Raw genomic sequence first — 20,004 nt, forward strand, 5'->3', positions numbered from 1 at the left:
ATCATTTTCTTGATTCTTCTCATTCATTTTATCAATATCTAGTAATAACGTTTTCTTATAGATCACACCCGCCCCTTAGATCTATTATAAAAATAGACCTTACCTCCTTTAACCCTAAATTTATTAGCATTTAATACATAAAAACTAGCATTACATACAAAGAGTCATGAAAATAATCAGAAATCTAAAAATATTTATTAAAAATTTCATATACATATAGAAAGAAAATACCACAACCGCCTTCAATTTTGCTCTTAAAATAATAGCACCATACAAGGCAAATATTAAAATTTTAATAAAAAAATCAATAAAATACAAAAGCTTAAATAAATCAAAAAAGGTTACAGAAATTAATTTTCTAAACTAAATAGGTGTATTTTTTGTAATTATAATCTATAGATTCATTTATTTTATATTTCCACTCTATTTTCATTATTCATTCATTGATATCTGATATATAAACAAAGATCACTCTATACAATTATATGATTTTACTTAAAAATATTTTTAAATAAATTTAACTTAATATCTTAGATGTTTACTTTAATGAAAATTTCTTTATCTGAATATTAATTTCTTCCTCAATTCATGCCCTCAGAATACAAAACATTAAATACACAAACACATAGACAGAAAAAACAAAAAAACATGTAGCTATCAGCATATGAAAATTAGAATATAAAATAAGAGATTGATAAATAAAAACTTATTAAGTTAAAGAAAATCATTATGGCTGTACACAAGCAAGACAATATGTGATTTAAATCACATATTAAAATAAAAAAGAGAACCAACAAACCAAACACTTTATGCAAAAAACTCATCCACTTGTCCCAACCAGTCTATTGTTTCTGTTAATTTCTAATATGTCACATGCCCATACATCTGATTTTTTAAGAGAAAAAGCAATTTATCAAATTAAAAATGGGCAAGCAGCTCAAGGTTTGACGAGCCTTGAATCGCTGTTACAGCAGTATCCTGATCAACAGAATATTCTAGCTGATTACCTATTGTCAGCCTCCCAGATTCAAACTATCCCTCAAGCTACCCTAATCGATTTAACTCAACGAATTCAGCCAAAGCGCTTCCCTGAATATGCTCAACTCGCGACGGTTAAACTTTTACGGGACCAGAAACAATTTAATTCGGCATTAGTTCTACTCGAAAAATTTGAGCCTTATCAGATGCATAATCGCATGCAAGTTGCAATTCTAAAATCCGCATTATTGGCAGAAAATAAGCGACTGGCTGAAGCAGCAAAGATATTACAAAATCTTGATACAGCAGAAATGAATGCAGAACACTTGAGCATAGTCGCATACGTTTATCGTCTATTGGGACAATACACTTATGCATTAAAAACGATTCAGCTGGCTTATCACCAATACCCCACCAATGCTGCCATTCAAAACGAGTATTTCAATGTTTTAGTTGCTCTTGGCAGTTATGAAATGGCAACCGATTTTTCCAAAAAACATCAACTCAAAGAGAATGCTGAGAATTTAGCTTGGCAAAATAGAATTGGAAAATTTTCACAGAATGTAAATGAGGCAATCAAACAACAAAAATATTTATCTTCACGTGCTGAAAGTGAAGCCAGAACTTTTGAGCAACTTGATCAAGTTTTGGAAGAAGCTGAACAAATTTCCCAACAAATTCCAACCCATCAGGCCATGTTCAATCGTTTCTATTACGACTATCTCTACGCTCTAAATTATCGAGGCCAAAAACAACAACTTTTTAGCATCTTAAAACAAGTCTCCTTGCCTCCAATAGAACAAATGCCTGCGTATACGCGCCATGCCATTGCAGATGCATACCTCGCAAATAAACAACCAACCGAAGCTGAGATGATCTATCGCAACTTACTGCCTGAAAAGAACTATCCGGATATTAGCCTCTATACATCACTTTATTATTCATTGATTGAACAAGAAAAATATAAGGAGGCGCATGCACTGGTTATCGTGATTGATGAACTGATTCCCACATATGAATACAGCGAAGCCAAAGGCGTCGATAAGAATGTCCACCCAGATCGAAATGAATATCTATCGTTAGTAGCATTGGATATGGCTTATCGGAATCGCTTGGATTTATCGGAACAATATCTCAAAGATACAGTTAGCAAAACTCCGAATAATGCTCAATATTTAAATGATTTAGCCAAAATCCAACGTTGGCGAGAAAATCCTCGCCAAGCTCAACAAAGCATTGACCGTTTAAATGGTTTAGAACCTCACTCAAAATACACACGTATCAATAACATGCAAAATACTCAGGCCATTGGTGATATCCAGTCTTGGCGCAAGCAAACCCAAGCACTGATCCAAGACTACCCAAGTGATAGTAGTGTCATCAAAAGTAATAAAGAATTAGAGGATCGCAATCATGCCAGTATCATCCATGAAAGCCGCTTTTCACGTAGCCATGCTGAACAAAACCAGTTATTACACTCACTCAAAGGAACACGTGACCGTGAATCCAATACCTCGCTATATTCGCCATGGCTTGCAGACAATTATCGAGTATTTGTTGAACATCAAGATATTTGGGGGAAATATGCAGATGGAAACTTACAAGAGCAACGCTTTGGTTTGGGATTAGAATGGCAAGACCAAGGCAAAGCTTTGGCACTGGTTGCCTCTGAAAATATCGACGGGCAGCGTCAAGGCTTAAGAGCGGACTGGTCACATCAACTCAATGATTACTGGCAATACGCGTTATCCATCAACACCCAAGCCAATATTCCCTTACAAGCCATTGATCAAGATGAAAATGGCAAATCTTATGCTGCTACGATTCGTTGGCAACAAAATGAATCCCGTCAAGCCTATGCAGGATACAGCTACACAGATATCAGTGATGGCAATAAACGCCATGATTTTTTTGCAAACTATAATCAACGTGTTTTCCAAACTGCTCATCACACGACACAAGCTGGTTTTTCAACATTTTTAGGGAAAAATCATTTAGATAACGTGGCTTATTTTAGTCCTAAACAAAGTTATAGCCTTGCGATCAATTTGAACCATGACTGGTTGACTTGGCGAAATTACGAACGTCACTTCAATCAAAATTTCTCGATCAATGCGGGGATGTTTCACCAACAAGATTACGGCTCCAAACCTATTTTTGATGCGCAATATCGACATGAATGGCAATTGTCGCGGATCTGGGCACTGCATTATGGGATTGGTTGGAAACAACATCCTTATGATGGCATTAATGAAAAACAAACTTATGCCCTGTTCGGTTTTGGGGGGCGATTCTAATGACGTTTTTCAATATTGTTAAAATGCTCTCGGTATGTGCATTTCTCCTTCCCGCTCACAGTTTTGCATCAGAGCAAGCAAAATTTGACGCTCAGCATTTTGTTAGCCTGACCTTTCATGATGTCCGTGACGATGTACGCAAGAGTGGTGACAGAGATATTTATGCCATTAATACTCAAAATTTAGTGCAATTTTTTGAATGGCTGAAACGTTCCGAATGGACTCCAATTACCTTAAAACAAATTATGGCATCTCGGGAACATGGGATTCCATTGCCTAAAAATGCAGTTCTGATTAGTTTTGATGATGGAGCACTGAGTGGATATAGCCATGTCTATCCTTTAGTCAAGCAATATCAAATCCCCGTTGTTTTTGCTTTGGTCACCAGTTGGACCGAAGGTAATACGCAAGCCGCTTATGAAGCCTATGGTCAAAATAATTTGATGAGCTGGAAACAACTGCAAGATATTCAAAAATCAGGTTTAGTTGAATTTGCCAGCCATAGCCACGATTTGCATAAAGGTGTACTGGCCAATATACAGAAAAATGAAAAACCTGCGGCTTTGACTCGACAATATAATCCAAGCAAACATCGCTATGAATCTGAACAAGAATATAGCCAGCGTATCTACAACGACTTGCTGAAGTCCAAGCAGGTTTTACAACAAAAATTAGGAATAGATTCGTTGGCAATCATCTGGCCCTATGGTGCGGTCAACCAACAAGTCACTCAAATTGCCAATCAGGCTGGCTTCCCGCTGTCTTTTAGTCTGGGAACTGAAAAATTAAATGACGCTAATGATGCGACCTTTCAACGCGGCATTGTTTCGAATAATCCGACGGCGGAAAATTTACGTGAGCAACTCACAGGCTTTATGGAATACGGCCAACGTCAAGATTATGAACCGATGCGAGGTTTACAATTTGACTTGGCTCAATTTTCACAGGACAGTACGTTATACAATCAGCAATTAGGGAGTTTATTAAATAATTTAAGTGCGTTCAAAACCAATACCTTAATCGTTAATGCCTTGACCAATCAAAAGGAAAATACCGAGGATCAAGCCTACTTTCCAACAACCCATCTAAAACTGGCTCAAGATATTTTAAGTCGTACTCATTGGCAGACACGAACGCGGGTTTTCCATCGAGTTTATGTACAGATGCCAATCTTCCCCGATCTAAATCGAACTCATTTAGCAGTTGATTTAAGTAGAGACCTGATTCGAAATAATCCCAATCTGGATGGCATTATTCTAAAAACAGATCAACAGCTTGCTTGTCGTTATAGCACTGTTGTGAACTCAGCGTGTCTGGAAAAAGAAGCTCAAATTTTAAAGTTAACCCAACAGGTCAAAGCGGCTGTCACGCCTTATCTCAACCAAAGTAATCCCTTTCATTTAACACTACAGCTCTCACTCTCTGATTTAACGGATCAGGGCTTAGAGCAAATTGTTAAAACCTATCTGCCCTATGTGTCATTACTAAATATTGAAATAGACAGTCTGAGTAATCCAAATGCTTATCAAAAATTTATAGCGCAAGTTGGTTATTTAACGGCCGCAGAAAAAGCCAGACTGATGGTCACTTTGGTGAACCAAGACCAGACTTCTGCAAAGGAATTACAGATCCTGCAACAACAGTTTTTAAACTTACAAAGACATGGAATCCAAAAATTGGTTTTAAGCAATTACCGCTTTGATAATGCAAAAGCAGTGCATGAACAATTATTTACACCGCTCAGTTTAAATGAGAGTCCGATCAGTTATCGCAATCCATTTATCGATCAACACGTAAATGGAGCACACCCATGACCCTAATGGAAACTCTTTTTTTATTTGCTTTTCTCTATCCATTGGTCATGGCATGGACATGGATGGTTGGTGGTTTATGGTTCTACTTTAAACGTGAATATAAGCAAGACAGATTACCTGCAATTTCAGAGCAAGGATGCAGCATTATCATTCCTTGTTTTAATGAACAAGACCAAGTTCGAGAAACCATACGTTTCGCGCTACAGACACAATATCCAAAATTTGAAGTCATCGCTGTCAATGATGGTAGTGCTGATGACACTGCAAAGATTTTGGATGAACTAATGCTTGAACATCCAAGTTTACGGGTCGTGCATCTAGCAGAAAATCAGGGTAAGGCCTTTGCCTTACGGTCTGGCATGATGGTGAGCCAATATGAATATCTGATTTGTATTGATGGAGATGCTTTGTTGCATCCACATGCGGCCATTTGGATGATGCATCAACTGACAGCATTTAATCAGGTCGGCGCAGTGACTGGAAATCCTCGGATTTTGAATCGCTCAAGTATTTTAGGGAAATTACAGGTGGGTGAGTTTTCCTCAATTATTGGCTTAATTAAACGTGCCCAACGTACTTATGGACGTATTTTTACAGTTTCAGGTGTCATTGCTGGCTTTCGAAAAACAGCACTCATGCAAGTCGGTTTATGGTCAGACGATAAAATTACTGAAGACATTGATATCTCTTGGAAACTGCAACTTGCTGAATGGGATATTCACTATGTTCCTAACGCCCTGTGTTACATCTATATGCCTGAAACATTTAAAGGTTTGTGGAAGCAACGATTGCGCTGGGCTCAAGGTGGTGTCGAAGTCATCAAAACTTATCTTCCCCAACTCTTTAAAATTTCAGCACTTAAAATGTGGCCTGTCGCCCTTGAAGCGATCACCAGCATGATCTGGGCATATGTCATTTTTCTGATCATCATTTTATTTTTCATCGGGTTATTTTTCCCTCTATCAGCAGAATGGCACATTAAATCTCTATTGCCGCAGTGGTATGGCGTTATTTTAGCGATCACCTGTCTGATTCAATTTTTTGTCAGCTTGTTCATCGACAAGCGATATGACGGAAATCGTTTCTTTAGAAATTATTTTTGGGTCATTTGGTACCCCTTATTTTTTTGGATGCTGGGGGCGATGACCACTGTTGTTGCGGTCCCAAAAGCTTTATTTACACGGAAAAAAAGAGCGAGATGGGTCAGTCCAGATCGTGGTTTTAAAGGTGAGGCAGAATGAACAAACAACAGTTAAATATCATTGAAGACGTATCACAACTCGATATCCCTGAATATATTGATCAACACAGCTATGTGAAAAATAAAGGCGCACATTATTTGCTGCAAGGGATTGGTTGGGCACTTTGGACCCTATTATTTTTACCCTTATTGGCAATATTTTTATGGTTATATCAAGGCAAACTGATTAAAAACTATATTTTTGCAGAGCAGATGAGTGTACAGCTCCATAATTTCTTTTGGCTCGCACTCATGGTCGCAGTCTGTTGTACCTCTCTGCTGTTATGGGCAAGCTATAACTGGTTGCGATATCGTAAGGCGGAAAAAACAACCATCAGTAATGTGACACATTCGATTCTTGCTGAGGGCTTTTTGATTCCCATGGATGAGCTATCAAAAATTCAACATTCCAAAAATATTGTTCTGCACTATAACCATGAAGGTCTTTTAGCTGACTACGAACTTAAATAGCTCTTCACTCGATAGAAATAATAAAAGAGGCAAATCCCTGACTCTTTTATTATCCATTTTACTTTTTAATTTCAGGAATAGAAAGACATTTCAAGTATCACTCAATCACCCCAATAATTGATTCCGCTTGATAAGTACCGCCCTGTTCTGCCTCGATTTGTATCATGCCACTGCGATGTGCCAACACAGGCACCTCCATTTTCATGGCTTCCATAATGGCAACCACTTGTCCTTCTGTGACCTGTTCACCCTGTGCAACTTTCCAAGCGCTCATCACACCATTAATGGGTGCAAGTAAATGCTCAGTTCTTATTTCTGGTTCGGTAGATTCTGCTGGAGTGACCGTTGTTACAGAACCTTGTGCAAACATACCTGCTGGTAAACCTAAACGATGTAATTTCCCATCAATTTCAATGTAGCTCAGCAACATCGGCTGTTGATGGCTTGGAATACCACGTTTGGTCGGCTTTAACTCTTGTTTAAAGTCATTTTCGATCCAACGAGTATGTACTTTAAACTCATTGCTAAAATCAGGCTCATTTAAAACCGCACGGTGAAAGTCTAGAACTGATGCCACACCTTCAATTTTAAATTGCTGCAAAGCACGTTTAGCTCGGGCTATTGCAACTTCACGAGTTGGACCCGTCACGATCAGCTTTGCCATAAGCGAGTCAAAATGACTGGATACCAATGAACCAGTGCGAACACCTGTGTCCACTCGTACACCATGACCAAACGGCGCTTCGAATAAACTCAATACACCAAATGCAGGAATAAAACCACGGGCTGGGTCTTCAGCATTAATACGAAACTCAATCGCATGACCTTGAACTCTAGGTGTCTCTTTAATCGAAAGCTCATGCCCCTGTGCAACACGGATTTGTTCTACCACCAAATCAACTTTTGTTGTTTCTTCGGTCACGGGATGCTCAACCTGCAAACGGGTATTTACTTCTAGAAATGACAGCTTGCCATCTCGACTGAGTAAATATTCAACTGTTCCTGCACCCACATAGTTTGCGGCCTGACAAATGTTTTTTGCCGAGCTTAAGATGTGTTGGTAAGTCTCATCGCTAATAAATGGCGCTGGTGCTTCTTCGACTAACTTCTGGTTACGGCGTTGCAATGAACAATCACGTGTGCCCAGTACCACAATATTGCCATGTTGATCGGCAATCACTTGCGCTTCGACATGACGAGGTTGATCGAGGTATTGCTCGACAAAACATTCACCACGACCAAAAGCAGCTTTCGCCTCACGTACCGCCGAATCATAAAGCTCCTTGACTTCTTCGAGTTTCCAAGCCACTTTTAAACCTCGGCCACCACCACCAAACGCAGCTTTAATGGCAATCGGCAAGCCAAATTTTTTGGCAAAACCCAAAGCTTCCTCAGCATCCTTGAGTGGGTCTTGAGTCCCCTGAACCAATGGCGCCCCAACCGAAGCGGCAATTTTACGCGCTTCAATTTTATCACCCAGTTTTTCTATAGCGCTTGGGGATGGCCCCACCCATTTTAAGCCGGCATCAATGACTGCTTGGGCAAATTCGGCACGTTCAGATAAAAAGCCATAACCCGGATGCACCATCGTTGCTTTGGATTTTTTTGCAATTTCAATAATGGCAGTAATATTTAAATAGGTTTCACTGGCAGTTGCACCAGCCAAACCCCATGCTTCATCTGCAAGTTCGACATGCATGCTGCCAATGTCGTCATCTGCATATAACGCGACCGATGCAATTCCCATATCACGGCAAGCATGGATAATACGAACGGCAATTTCACCACGATTCGCAATCAGTAATTTTTCTGTATTCATCATTTATTCTCAAAATCTGTAAATTCGGCAATTTTTTTAAATTTGATGCGGCAACCTGCTGGAATCTGTGCCACCAAGTCCCAATGGTGCTTAGCAACAGAAGCAATGACTGGATATCCGCCCGTTAAAGGGTGATCATTCATAAACAAAACTGGCTGCCCACTCGGTGGAATCTGCAAAGCACCAATGCATGTGCCTTCACTTTCCAGTTCATGGGTAATTTTGTGAGTCAAAGACTGTGTACCCGAAAGTCTTAGCCCAACTCGGTTACTTTCATTGGTCACCAGCCATTCTTGCTGACAGAGCAGCTCAACACTGTCTTGTTCGAACCAGTCTGTACGTGGCCCCATTACAATATCTAACTCGATCAACTCGCCAGCTTTTGGCAAATCGCTTTTTCCCACTTCATTTACACTAATGTTAACTGCCTTCACTTGTCCTTGATAAATGGTATCACCAAGCTTTAAAGGTTCTGGCCCTAATATCGCCAAGCTGTCAAACGAAGCACTATTCAATACGGGTTCAACGTCTATACCACCGCGAACTGCCAGATAGTTTCTTAAACCTGCTGTTGGCGGCTGAATTTGAAACTCATCACCATTATCTAGATCAATCGGTTGATAGCTTGCAAAGTCGGCGGTTTGACCATCGGCAAATTTCACATGAATGTTTGAGATCGCTCCAGCTACCGCAATAACACCTGCATGCTGCATTTTAGCTTTTAAGCCACCATTTAAAACTTCTATGACGGGGGTATCAGTTGGGTTACCTACAACACGGTTAGCACTATGCATGGCAGATAAATCCATTGCACCGGCAACCCCAACACCAATATTGGTCTGGTTTAGGCGCCCTTCATCTTGAATCAGCATTTGTAGACTTGGCGCAGTGATCGTAAACAATGGCACAGATTGTTTCGGTTCAACCGTACGCGTGATTTGCTGCGCTACACTCACAGTTGTCGGACGATGCGTGACATCTTCAAAATGTACTGTCATACCCGGTAACAGCAATGCAGGATTTTTACGCTCTAAATCCCACATTTTTTCTGATGTTGACCCAATCAGTTGCCAACCACCAGGACTTTCTTTTGGGTAAATACCAGAGTATTTTCCAGCCAAGCCCAAAGATCCTGACGGTATTTTTTTACGTGGAACTGTTAAGCGTGGAATATCGGTAAAAGGTCTGTCGGGACTACTCATATATGCAAAGCCCGGCGCAAAACCAATAAAAGCCACATTCCACACGCTTTCATAATGTTTTCTAATCACATCGGCAACAGACAACCCTTGTAGCTCGGCAACCTGAGCAAGGTCTTCACCATCGTAACGAATCGGCACAATCACTTCTTGGCCACTACGCTCAAATCCTGAATCAATTTTGAGGCTCAGAATTGAAGTAACCAGCGTTTTAAAATTGGTTTCGATCTCGTTAAAGAAAACCAAAATTGTTTTTGCAGCAGGGACTAAGTCTTTAATTCCATTCAATTGCGTATTTTGCAATTTATTGTACAACGCCAAAGTTTCTTCGAGGCTCGCAAGCTCAATCAGGAAACAATCGGCGTTTACCGATAAAAAACGCATTTGCTTATCCTTTTAATTGCTCTTTATTCCAATTAGCCCATCCAAGCACGGTCAGGAATGTCGGTAATAAACATGTGACCCGGCGCATGGCTAATCGCAAAAGGAATTTTCGAGTTCATGACAGCTGCTTGCGGTGTTACCCCACATGCCCAAAACACAGGAATTTCGCCCGCTTCAATGCGGGAAGCATCACCAAAGTCTGGCTTATTTACATTCAAAATTCCTAAGCTTTCAGGGTGACCAATATGTACAGGTGCGCCATGCACGCTTGGCATACGTGAAGTAATTTTTACCGCTTCGCTAATTTGATGCGATGGAATGGGTCGCATGGAAACCACCATGTTTCCTGAAATACGCCCTGCTGGTTCACACTTTATGTTGCTCAAATACATCGGCACATTGGTGTCATCATGAATATGGCGAACTTCAATCCCCGCTTCTTGCAAAGCCGTTTCAAATGAAAAACTGCAACCAATCAAGAAAGTCACCAAATCAGGATGGGCATTATAAATCTCGCTCGCATCAGTCACCTCATCGACTATTTCGCCATCTTTCCAAATGCGATAGCGTGGGAAGTCAGTTCGAATGTCTGAGTCTGCTGCAAGCTGAGTTGCATAAATGCCTTCTTCAAGCACATCAAGTACTGGACAGCTTTGCGGGTTGCGGTGGGCATAGAGTAAAAAGTCATATGCCCACTCTTTTGGCACCGAAATCATGTTGACCTGCGTCATACCAGCCGCCATGCCTGCTGTCGGTTTATCAAAACCTGCACGGATTTTTAAGCGCGCATCTAACGCAGCTTCAAGCTGAGCTGGATCGACTTTAATCTCCTTATACATTGTGCTCATCCTTATGCTTTGTTTACAAACGGGCGGATTTCAATATTATTTTTTAGCAGTTCGGCTTTAATCGCTGCCGACATCTCAAGCGCACCATCGGTGTCGCCATGTAAGCAAATGGTGTCGGCTTGAATTGGGGTAAATACACCGTCAATTGACTCGACCCCACCATTTTTAAGCATTGAAACCACACGGCTCGCCACAAATGCCGAGTCGTGTAAAACCGCACCTTCTAAACGACGAGAGACCAGTGAGCCATCGCTGTTATAAGCACGGTCTGCAAATGCTTCTGATACAACCTTCAAACCAGCTGCACGAGCCTGCTCTACTAAATTTGAACCAGCCAAAGCCACTAAAACCAGTTCAGGGTTATACATTTTAATCGCATCAATCACAGCAGCTGCCTGAGCTTGATCATGGGCAATGGTGTTGTAGAGCGCGCCATGTGGTTTAACATATTGCACTTTTGAGCCTGCCACTTTCGCCAAACCATCCAGTGCCGAAATTTGGTAAAGCACATCGGCAATCAGTTCGTCACGTGACACATCCATATTACGGCGACCAAAACCAACAAGGTCAGGATAAGATACATGCGCACCAATGGTCACACCCAGCTCAACTGCTTTACGGACCGTTTTTAAAATGCCGAGCGGGTCGCCAGCATGGAAGCCACAAGCAATATTGGCACTGCTCACCACAGGTAAAATCTGGTCATCATTACCCATTTTCCATGAACCAAAGCTTTCACCCAAATCACTATTTAAATCTACAAACATGGCATTATTCCTTTATCTCTTCACGTCGTCTGGCTTACAGCTTGGTCAAATAGTTAAACACGGTTGTAAACGACATATAGCCCATCCACCACGTCAACAAACAGGTTAATCCACCTAGAAGAATTAACCATTTTGGATAGTTATAATTGCCCATCAAGTCTCTACGGCAAGCTGCAACATAGACAAAAATGGTAAGTCCGATCGGGAGCACCAAACCATTAAAGCCACCCACGAAAATTAACAAACCTGCTGGAGTCGCACCCAATACCACATAGAGTAATAAGGCTAATGCAATGAAGGTGATGGTGATGTAATTACTTTGCTTTGGCGTTAAATTCTTTTTAAATGCAGTAAAGAATGAAACCGACGTATAGGCTGCACCAATGGTGCTACTGATCCCCGCTGCCCAGAAAATTAAACCAAATAATTTATAACCAAATGTACCTGCTGCATATTGGAATGCTTGAGCTGCTGGATTAGCATTATGACTGGCGAGATCAATGCTTGCACCACTGACCACCACGCCTAGGAATGCTAGAAACAGCACATAACGCATGATGCCAACCACGACAATGCCCTTGGTCGCAGCTTTCGCGACTTCATCAATATTTTCGGGGCCAACGGCACCTTTATCGAGTAGGCGGTGCGCACCCGCATAGCAGATATAACCACCCACCGTACCACCGACAATCGTGGTAATAATGGCAAAATCAATTTGGTCTGGTGCAAAGGTTTGTTGTACTGCTTGCCCAACAGGAGGCATCACAATCACCGCCACGATGATAATCAGGATGATTTTCAGCAATCCCAACACGATCATGCTTTTATCCATCGCAAGCGTTGCCTTTCTTGAAGCGAAAATCAAAATCGCCAAGGCACCACTCAGAATTCCCCCCCATTTGGTATCCAGACCAAATAGTGCATTAAGACCTAAAGCCGCGCCTGCAATATTCCCAATGCTAAAGAAAAAGCCGCCTAAAATTACCAGAAATGCCAGTAAATAACCACTGCCTGGTAAAGCCTTATTGGCAATATCAGATGCACGCATTTGCGTGAGGGTCACCACACGCCAAATATTTTGCTGCACCACATAATCAATCAAAATGGAAACTAAAATGGCAAAGCCAAATGCAGCACCTAACTTCACCGTAAATACAGCCGTTTGGGTTAAAAATCCTGGTCCCATTGCCGAGGTTGCCATCATAAAGATCGAAGCAACAATGGCCCATTGGCGATCTGATAGAAAAGAAGATTTCAGTAAAGACATATTAATGCGTTCCTCATCCATTTGAGCTTCATAACGCTATTTTTAACTTGATCCAGAAACACCATTTCTACAAATGATCTTTTTCAATCCCTTTAAATAACAAAGATTCCCTGTTCTCCCACAAAGTGCAGGGTCATCAAATCTTCTATTTAAAATGAAAACATAAGCGAGCCTGCTGAACAATACGACTTCCTATAGAAACAAATAAAATTAAGACCATGAATTTATTTAATTTTTATTTTTAAAACTTTTCAATATAAATTTTACTTATCACGTTCCATAAGCTGCTTTTATTGCTTCTCCAATAAACAACCTTTTCTGCAGCAGAGAAATATACTGGGAAGTAAGCAAATAAGCCTCTATTTTTTGATTTGTCCATTCAGTCGTTGCATCGCACTTTCGGACACCATCACGGCAACATCAGTTAATTTTTCTTTTAAAGCTGAATCGTTGCCTTGAATGTAAATCGAAGTAAAATGAAAAGTCTTTAACTGAATGGGGGTGTTTAATATTTCCAGTCTACCATCGGTGATTTCTTTTAAAGCGGTTAAGGTCGGTACCACAGCAATACCTAAACCTTGCTCAGCCAAACGTAACAGTGTGGCTAAAGAATAACTGGTTATGGAAAGCGGCTCATCTAACCCCTGTTCCTTCATTTTTGCCTTGAGCTCTTTATAGGGGTAGGTAATTTTTGGATAGGTTAAAATCGTGTGTGACATCAACGTTTTAAATGACATTTGCCCAACACCACCTTTGAATGAAGGCGAAGCCAAGAAGCTGAGTTCAAAATCACAGAGTGCCTGTTCAATACACTCAAAAGCCAGTGTGGGTCCAAGTAAAAAAGCCATGTCCAGATCGCCTGTTCGGACACCTTCCTGTAAGTTAGGTGTTAGATCGACCACAATTTCGACTGAAACTTTTGGATATTCTTGCTGTACCTTTTCGATATATTCCACTAGCCATGTATAGACAATCGTTTCTGAAACACCCAAGCGAATTGTGCCTGTAAGATGCTGATTGTCTGTTAATTCCGCAATGAGTTCAGTTTCCAAGCGCATCAACTTTTCAGCATATTTAAATAAAGTCATGCCCTTATGCGTCGGTTTGAGCTGACGAAAGCTTCGATCTAAGACTTTAAATCCTAAGTCATTTTCAAGAGCAGTGATTTTTTGCGATACCGCAGGCTGGGTGGTTTGTAATTTTGCTGCAGCCTTGTTAAAACTATTTAGCGTCACAACCCAATAAAATGCTTCCAGATTCTTTAAATTCACGTTCAATCCTGAGTTACACGTCCCTCTCAACGCATATAGTATGAAAGGGACAAGCCTGATTAAGCTATCTTTTTATTGATTTTTCTTGAGGCTTATTTTCAGAGTGGTTTATTTCACCCTTACAAAGATGATGTCTAGATCCTGTTTGGGAACAAAGTTACGCTTGGTCATTTGAAATTGAGTTGGGCTAATTTTTTCGACTTTGCCATTCCAACAAAATGAAACCAGCTCATTTTTATCACGCTCAATGGTCAACTTAAAGTTCTCAATCGGTTTAGCCCAATTCGCACCTGTGGTCAGGATATAGCTCAAGGCATTAAAAGGCGAATGTTCAGCTCTGGCTTTTTTTAAGCCCTGTTTAAATTGAGTGTCCATACAAAAGTTCTGATTGTATTCATCAGGATATAGCGCAACAGAGCCACCCACCAAAGGTCGGTATTGATGCTGAATTTTGGTTAGACCATTGGCCTTAAAGGTTTGCTTCCAACTGTAGACGACTTGAGCTGACCAAGGAATCTCATCATCTTGTTTAAAATCCGCCAAGATTTTCTGCATTTTTGGCTGCTTACATTGCCTTAATTTATTGACATAATAAGCAGAGTTATCATTGTTACGAACCCAAGGATTGAGCATTTCTGTTTCAGTAAAACCACATTGTTTGAACACATCTGTTGCATCAATCAGCGGAGACTTTTCATCTTTCTGGATAAAGGTGCGGACATGCATTTCGGGTTTTATATTTTTACCGTCGACGTTGATCTTAAAACTGTTTAAAAGCTGTTCCGTATGGGCAAAATCAGCCTCAAAGAAGTTATCAATACGTGGTAATGGAAATAAAATGGTTTCAGTCACATCTTTAGTGCTTAAGTTTTTATAGAGGTAATCCACTTTAATCAGCTTTTTGCTAATAAATAAGTCTTCACTTTGCATCGCGATCTGCGAATTTTTGAGATATGCCACCCCACCTGTGCCGACATAACCCGTTGAATCATTGGCTAGACTATAGCTCGGTATTTGAATCAAAAAAGAAAATGCCAAGAGGATATTCTTCATTTTTTAAGCGTCCAATTTATAACTGTGATTATCAGGATTTATCAGCAATCATAGCTGTTCAAGGCCTCAGATGTTCACTTTTTTTTATTTATTCCGCATTTAAAAAGGAGCAGCTTGTCGATTACAAACTACTCCTTTGGCTCAGCTTCTTGGCATTCAAGTCCACAACTTTATCAAATTATGAACTCTGCTTTGAGCAAGATGATTTACTTTAAGCGAATCATGACGGTTTTAATGCGATTGCTCTCCATCTCGACCACTTCAAACTGTAAGTCTTGATAATCCAGCATTGAGCCAACCTGCACTAAACCATTACTCTTATCCAGAATAAGTCCAGACACCGTAATATAACCCGTCTCTTCATCGACTAAATCAACGCCCAGCTGTAACTCAAGTTGATACAAATCTAAAGTACCTGAAGCTTTCCAAGTGCTTTCATCCACTTGAATCAATTCGAGCTGTTCATCTGCATCTGGGAATTCACCAGCAATCGCTTCAAAAACATCTAAAGGCGAAATTACACCCTGTACATTTCCAAACTCATCATTGACTAACACCAATGAGCCTTTCGATGTGCGCAGTGTATTGATCACATCAATCACTTTCATTTTTTCGAAAATAAAAATCGGGCGCTGTGCTTTGATCAAAGATTTTAATTGCGTTTCATCATCCAGTACATCCAAAATTTCCTTGGCACGAACGACACTTAGAACCTTATCTAAGCTACCTCGACATACGGGAAATAAACTATGGGGTACGGATAAAACCTGCTCTCGTATTTTCTCTGGCGTTTCATCAATGTTAATCCAAGAAATTTGACTGCGTGGTGTCATAATTGATGCCACAGATCGTTCTGCCAGCATTAATACGCCACCAATCATGTAACGTTCTTGATCATCAAAGGTATCTTGCGCTTCCAAATGTTGCAGCGGATTGGTCGCAGTGGTTTCTGTCTTACCCCCCATCAGTTTTAAAATCGTATCCGCAGTTCGATTACGTAACGGGATTTTCGACTCATGTTTGGATCTATTTCGCTGCGTGAATTGATTGAACGCTTCAATCACAATCGCGACACCAATACCCGAATAGATATAACCTTTAGGAATATGGAAACCAAAACCTTCTGCGATCAAACTAATACCAATTAACAGTAAGAAGCTTAAGCAAAGAATAATGACGGTTGGATGGCGATTGACAAACTCAGTTAATGGTTTAGAAGCAAGCAGCATCACCAGCATGGCCACCACCATCGCCACCATCATGACGTAGATATTATCCACCATACCAATGGCAGTAATCACCGAGTCTAATGAGAAGACTGCATCCAGCACCACAATTTGTGCTACGACTGCAGTAAAGCTTGCATACACAACATTGGTGGTAATTTTGACTTCAGCTTTGCCTTCCATCCGCTCATGCAATTCACTGACGGCTTTATACAGTAAAAATAAACCACCAAATAAAAGAATGAGATCACGACCAGAAAAAGACCAGTCAAAGATGAAAATAAGCGGCTTCGTTAATGTCACTAACCAAGAAATAGCGAACAACAAGCCCAAGCGCATAATCAATGCGAGAGATAAACCAATGACTCTGGCTTTATCACGTTGTGAAGGAGGAAGTTTGTCTGCCAAAATGGCAATAAAGACGAGATTATCAATTCCTAAAACAATCTCTAAAACGATCAGAGTAAGCAAACCTACCCAAATCCCTGGATCTAATAAAAATTCCATTATTTACTCCTTTTACAAAAACAAGGAGTTATGAAATTGTACTTTAGTTTTTTACCCGACGAGGGATCCATGTATATAGACCTTTTTTACAATAGTTGCTCCGATTATGCCTAATCTTTAAGATTTGGGTTTAATTTTTTAAGAATCATATACAAGTTGAACAAAATAATAAAAATAAATTAAATATCAATATGATATATAGATTTTAAGTTTGTAATTTAATTAATTTTTGAATAATTTGTTACACATTAAACGCAACTAAAAAAACAATAATGGGTCTTTAACAAACCAGTTCAGGTCATTTATTAAAAAATTAAACAGCCTCGATACAGGACTTATGATCCAATGTTTCTACAACAAATCTGAAGTGGAGGCTTTTACCGCCACTTCAGATAAAACTTAGCATGTAATTTTTTTAAATTTCAATCTGACTACCCAACTCCACCACTCGATTGGTAGGAATTTGGTAGAAATCGCTGACAGGGCTGGTATTACGTTGCATTGAAATAAATAGATGCTCTCGCCAAGGCGCCATCCCATCCCCCACGCTATGCATGATACGTTCGCGCGAGATAAAGAAACTAATCTGCATCAAATCATATTCAAACTCTAGCTGCTCATAAGCTTGAGCCAATGCTCGTGGTACATTCGGCTCGTCTTTAAAGCCATAGAAAATTTTGATCCGATAAAAATGATTATCTAAAGTTTCAACACCAATGCGTTCCTCTTGTGCAACGAACGGGACATCCTCAATCACCACAGTCACCAGAATATTTCGCTCATGTAGCACTTTATTATGCTTGATATTGTGCAACATGGCATGTGGGACCACATTCGGCGTACCTGTGAGGAATACTGCATCACCGGGTACACGATGCACATTATCACCAATACTTCTTAAAAATAAATCGAGCGATAAGGTGTCATGTTCAAGCTTGGCAAAAGTAAGTTCACGACCTCGCTTCCAAGTCATTAGAATGATCATTGCAACAGCACCAATTAATAATGGCACCCAACCGCCTGCGAATATTTTCAAAGATGCAGCAGCAACTAAAACTGACTCGAGAATGAAGAATGGAATAATAAGGAGAAATACCTTTGGTAGGCTCCATTTCCAAGCATAATAAATAAAGACGGCGACCAAAATCGTATCGCACAGCATGGTCAATGTCACAGCTAGACCATAGGCACTGGCAAGGTTTGAGCTGGTTTGAAAAATTAAAATCAGAATTAAAATTGCAATCAACAATAACCAGTTTAAAAAAGGCACATAAATCTGCCCTTCTTCGGAATCAGAAGTATGCTTAATCCCTAATCGTGGTAAATAACCCAATTGAATGGCTTGGCGTGCCAATGAGAACACTCCAGAAATAACCGCTTGTGAAGCAATCACCGCCGCCATCGTCGCCAAGATAATCATCGGGTATAACGCCCAACTTGGCACCAATAAATAGAATGGGTTTTCAATCGCTGTTGGGTTACGCAGTAATAATGCACCTTGGCCTGCATAGTTTAAAACCAAGCAAGGCAACACGACACTGAACCATCCAAAACGAATTGGACGTGGACCAAAGTGTCCCATATCCGCATAGAGGGCTTCTCCACCAGTGACCGTTAACACCACCGCACCCATAATAAAGAAAGACTGTACAGGATGAGTCAAAATAAACTGTATTGCCCAATGTGGACTTACCATGCCTAGGACAACAGGAGTCTGTATTACACTGGCAATGCCTAAAATCCCAAGTGACAAAAACCAGACTAAGGTGATGGGTCCAAAGAATTTACCCACAAAGGCTGTACCATGTTTTTGCATGATGAATAGCGTGGTTACGATCACAATCGCGATCGGCACAATAAAGGGGTCAAGCACATTGGTCGCAATGGATAAGCCTTCAACCGCAGAAAGAACGGATATTGCCGGGGTGATGATCCCATCTCCAAAAAATAAAGATGCCCCGATAAAACCAATCGCGATGAGATAGATCTTTTTTGTGTCTGATAATTTCGCTTTACGTAGGTTCAATGCTAATAATGCCATGATCCCGCCTTCGCCATTGTTATCAGCACGCATAACGATAGCGATGTATTTAATACTTATAATCAGCATTAAACACCAAAAAATAATAGACAAAATACCTAAGACATTCCCAGGTTGAATGCCTAAACCATGGGCGGCATGGAAGGATTCTTTTAATGCATATAGAGGGCTTGTTCCAATATCTCCAAACACTACCCCGAGGGCTGCCAAAGCTGTGGCAGGCAATGCTGCTTTTTTTGTAGTACTCTGCATATTTAGTTTTCTTTAGCGTTTATAGGACAAAACTTTTTTCATTCGCTTGTTTAAGCATATGCTCTATTTCTTGTGAAGAATACCCTCTCTCTTTAAGAATCTGAACAATAATCTGCTGTATTTCTTTCGGCGCATCTACGTACTTTTCAGCCAGCATTTCTACGCTATAACCATTCAATATGTCTTTTTTATTAAGAAGCATGTTATGAAAATGATTACTTTGATTAGACGTATTAAAGAAACCCATTAACCTACCCACAAGAACGATTGCATAGTGTATTTTAATAAACTTAAAAAATTGGCCGCGTAAAATTTGCGTAAATTTTTATGCTAGTGAACCTAACCATAGGGTTTAACATTCTTATTTTTATTGCTAGGTCTTACTCAACGTTAAACAAAAAATTTAAAGTCCAAGCTAGCCGCTATAAGCACTTTGGAATCTCGTAAACATGAGTCTATGACTTTTGCTATAACTCATCCATATAAAACGCCTCAACGATATCGACCTCCTCTTCTCCCTCGTAACTAATTATTGTTTGTTAAATTATTTTAAACCCCAATATGATACAT

The 20,004-nt window shown here is 40.2% G+C and carries 14 protein-coding genes; 4 read left to right on the plus strand and 10 right to left on the minus strand.

Features of this window, described 5'->3' with window-relative positions:
- The first annotated feature begins 809 nt into the window (after nt 1-809).
- From pgaA to pgaD, 4 genes are read left to right on the plus strand one after another with little or no spacing between them, the layout of a single operon-like run.
- Nucleotides 810-3,275 (plus strand): poly-beta-1,6 N-acetyl-D-glucosamine export porin PgaA, encoded by a 2,466-nt coding sequence (pgaA, locus tag F887_RS05695; RefSeq protein WP_005295637.1) that lies wholly within the window; start codon nt 810-812, stop codon nt 3,273-3,275.
- Nucleotides 3,275-5,089: a poly-beta-1,6-N-acetyl-D-glucosamine N-deacetylase PgaB gene (gene pgaB, locus F887_RS05690; protein WP_005295640.1), complete on the plus strand. Its 1,815-nt coding sequence runs from the start codon at nt 3,275-3,277 to the stop codon at nt 5,087-5,089. The genes pgaA and pgaB overlap by 1 nt, the downstream gene beginning before the upstream one ends.
- Nucleotides 5,086-6,330, plus strand: coding sequence for a poly-beta-1,6-N-acetyl-D-glucosamine synthase (pgaC, locus tag F887_RS05685; protein WP_005295641.1), 1,245 nt, complete (start codon nt 5,086-5,088; stop codon nt 6,328-6,330). Before pgaB ends, pgaC begins: the two co-directional genes overlap by 4 nt.
- Nucleotides 6,327-6,800 carry a poly-beta-1,6-N-acetyl-D-glucosamine biosynthesis protein PgaD gene (pgaD, locus tag F887_RS05680; RefSeq protein ID WP_005295643.1) on the plus strand — a complete coding sequence of 158 codons (474 nt, stop codon included), beginning with the start codon at nt 6,327-6,329 and terminating at the stop codon, nt 6,798-6,800. Before pgaC ends, pgaD begins: the two co-directional genes overlap by 4 nt.
- Nucleotides 6,801-6,897: 97 nt before the next feature.
- Here pgaD and F887_RS05675 read toward each other — a convergent pair whose 3' ends face one another.
- The 10 genes from F887_RS05675 to F887_RS05630 all read right to left on the minus strand — a co-directional run bounded on the left by F887_RS05675 (nt 6,898) and on the right by F887_RS05630 (nt 19,681).
- Entirely contained in the window at nt 6,898-8,619 is a 1,722-nt protein-coding gene (locus tag F887_RS05675; RefSeq protein ID WP_032863159.1) for an acetyl/propionyl/methylcrotonyl-CoA carboxylase subunit alpha, read from the minus strand.
- Entirely contained in the window at nt 8,619-10,202 is a 1,584-nt protein-coding gene (locus F887_RS05670; protein WP_005295645.1) for a 5-oxoprolinase subunit B/C family protein, read from the minus strand. Before F887_RS05670 ends, F887_RS05675 begins: the two co-directional genes overlap by 1 nt.
- A gap of 32 nt (nt 10,203-10,234) precedes the next feature.
- A complete protein-coding gene (locus F887_RS05665; protein WP_155757584.1) occupies nt 10,235-11,050 on the minus strand; it encodes a putative hydro-lyase in 816 nt (271 codons plus the stop codon).
- Nucleotides 11,051-11,052: 2 nt separating this feature from the next.
- Nucleotides 11,053-11,817 (minus strand): LamB/YcsF family protein, encoded by a 765-nt coding sequence (locus F887_RS05660; protein ID WP_005295647.1) that lies wholly within the window; start codon nt 11,815-11,817, stop codon nt 11,053-11,055.
- Nucleotides 11,818-11,851: 34 nt separating this feature from the next.
- Nucleotides 11,852-13,105 (minus strand): NRAMP family divalent metal transporter, encoded by a 1,254-nt coding sequence (locus tag F887_RS05655; protein ID WP_155757585.1) that lies wholly within the window; start codon nt 13,103-13,105, stop codon nt 11,852-11,854.
- 338 nt (nt 13,106-13,443) lie between these two features.
- Entirely contained in the window at nt 13,444-14,355 is a 912-nt protein-coding gene (mumR, locus tag F887_RS05650) for a LysR family transcriptional regulator MumR (RefSeq protein WP_005295650.1), read from the minus strand.
- Between the two features lie 108 nt (nt 14,356-14,463).
- Complete coding sequence (locus tag F887_RS05645; protein ID WP_005295652.1) at nt 14,464-15,408, minus strand: DUF4424 family protein; 945 nt, start codon at nt 15,406-15,408, stop codon at nt 14,464-14,466.
- A gap of 206 nt (nt 15,409-15,614) precedes the next feature.
- The gene (locus tag F887_RS05640; protein WP_005295653.1) at nt 15,615-17,141 is read right to left on the minus strand and encodes a TerC family protein; all 1,527 of its coding nucleotides are present in this window, start codon (nt 17,139-17,141) and stop codon (nt 15,615-15,617) included.
- Nucleotides 17,142-17,556: 415 nt separating this feature from the next.
- Nucleotides 17,557-19,434, minus strand: a complete 1,878-nt coding sequence (locus F887_RS05635) for a potassium transporter Kup (RefSeq protein WP_005295655.1) — start codon at nt 19,432-19,434, stop codon at nt 17,557-17,559.
- 19 nt (nt 19,435-19,453) lie between these two features.
- Entirely contained in the window at nt 19,454-19,681 is a 228-nt protein-coding gene (locus tag F887_RS05630; protein WP_005295657.1) for a hypothetical protein, read from the minus strand.
- Between the last annotated feature and the right edge of the window lie 323 nt (nt 19,682-20,004).

This window comes from Acinetobacter sp. NIPH 2100 (assembly GCF_000369805.1).
Classification (GTDB): domain Bacteria; phylum Pseudomonadota; class Gammaproteobacteria; order Pseudomonadales; family Moraxellaceae; genus Acinetobacter.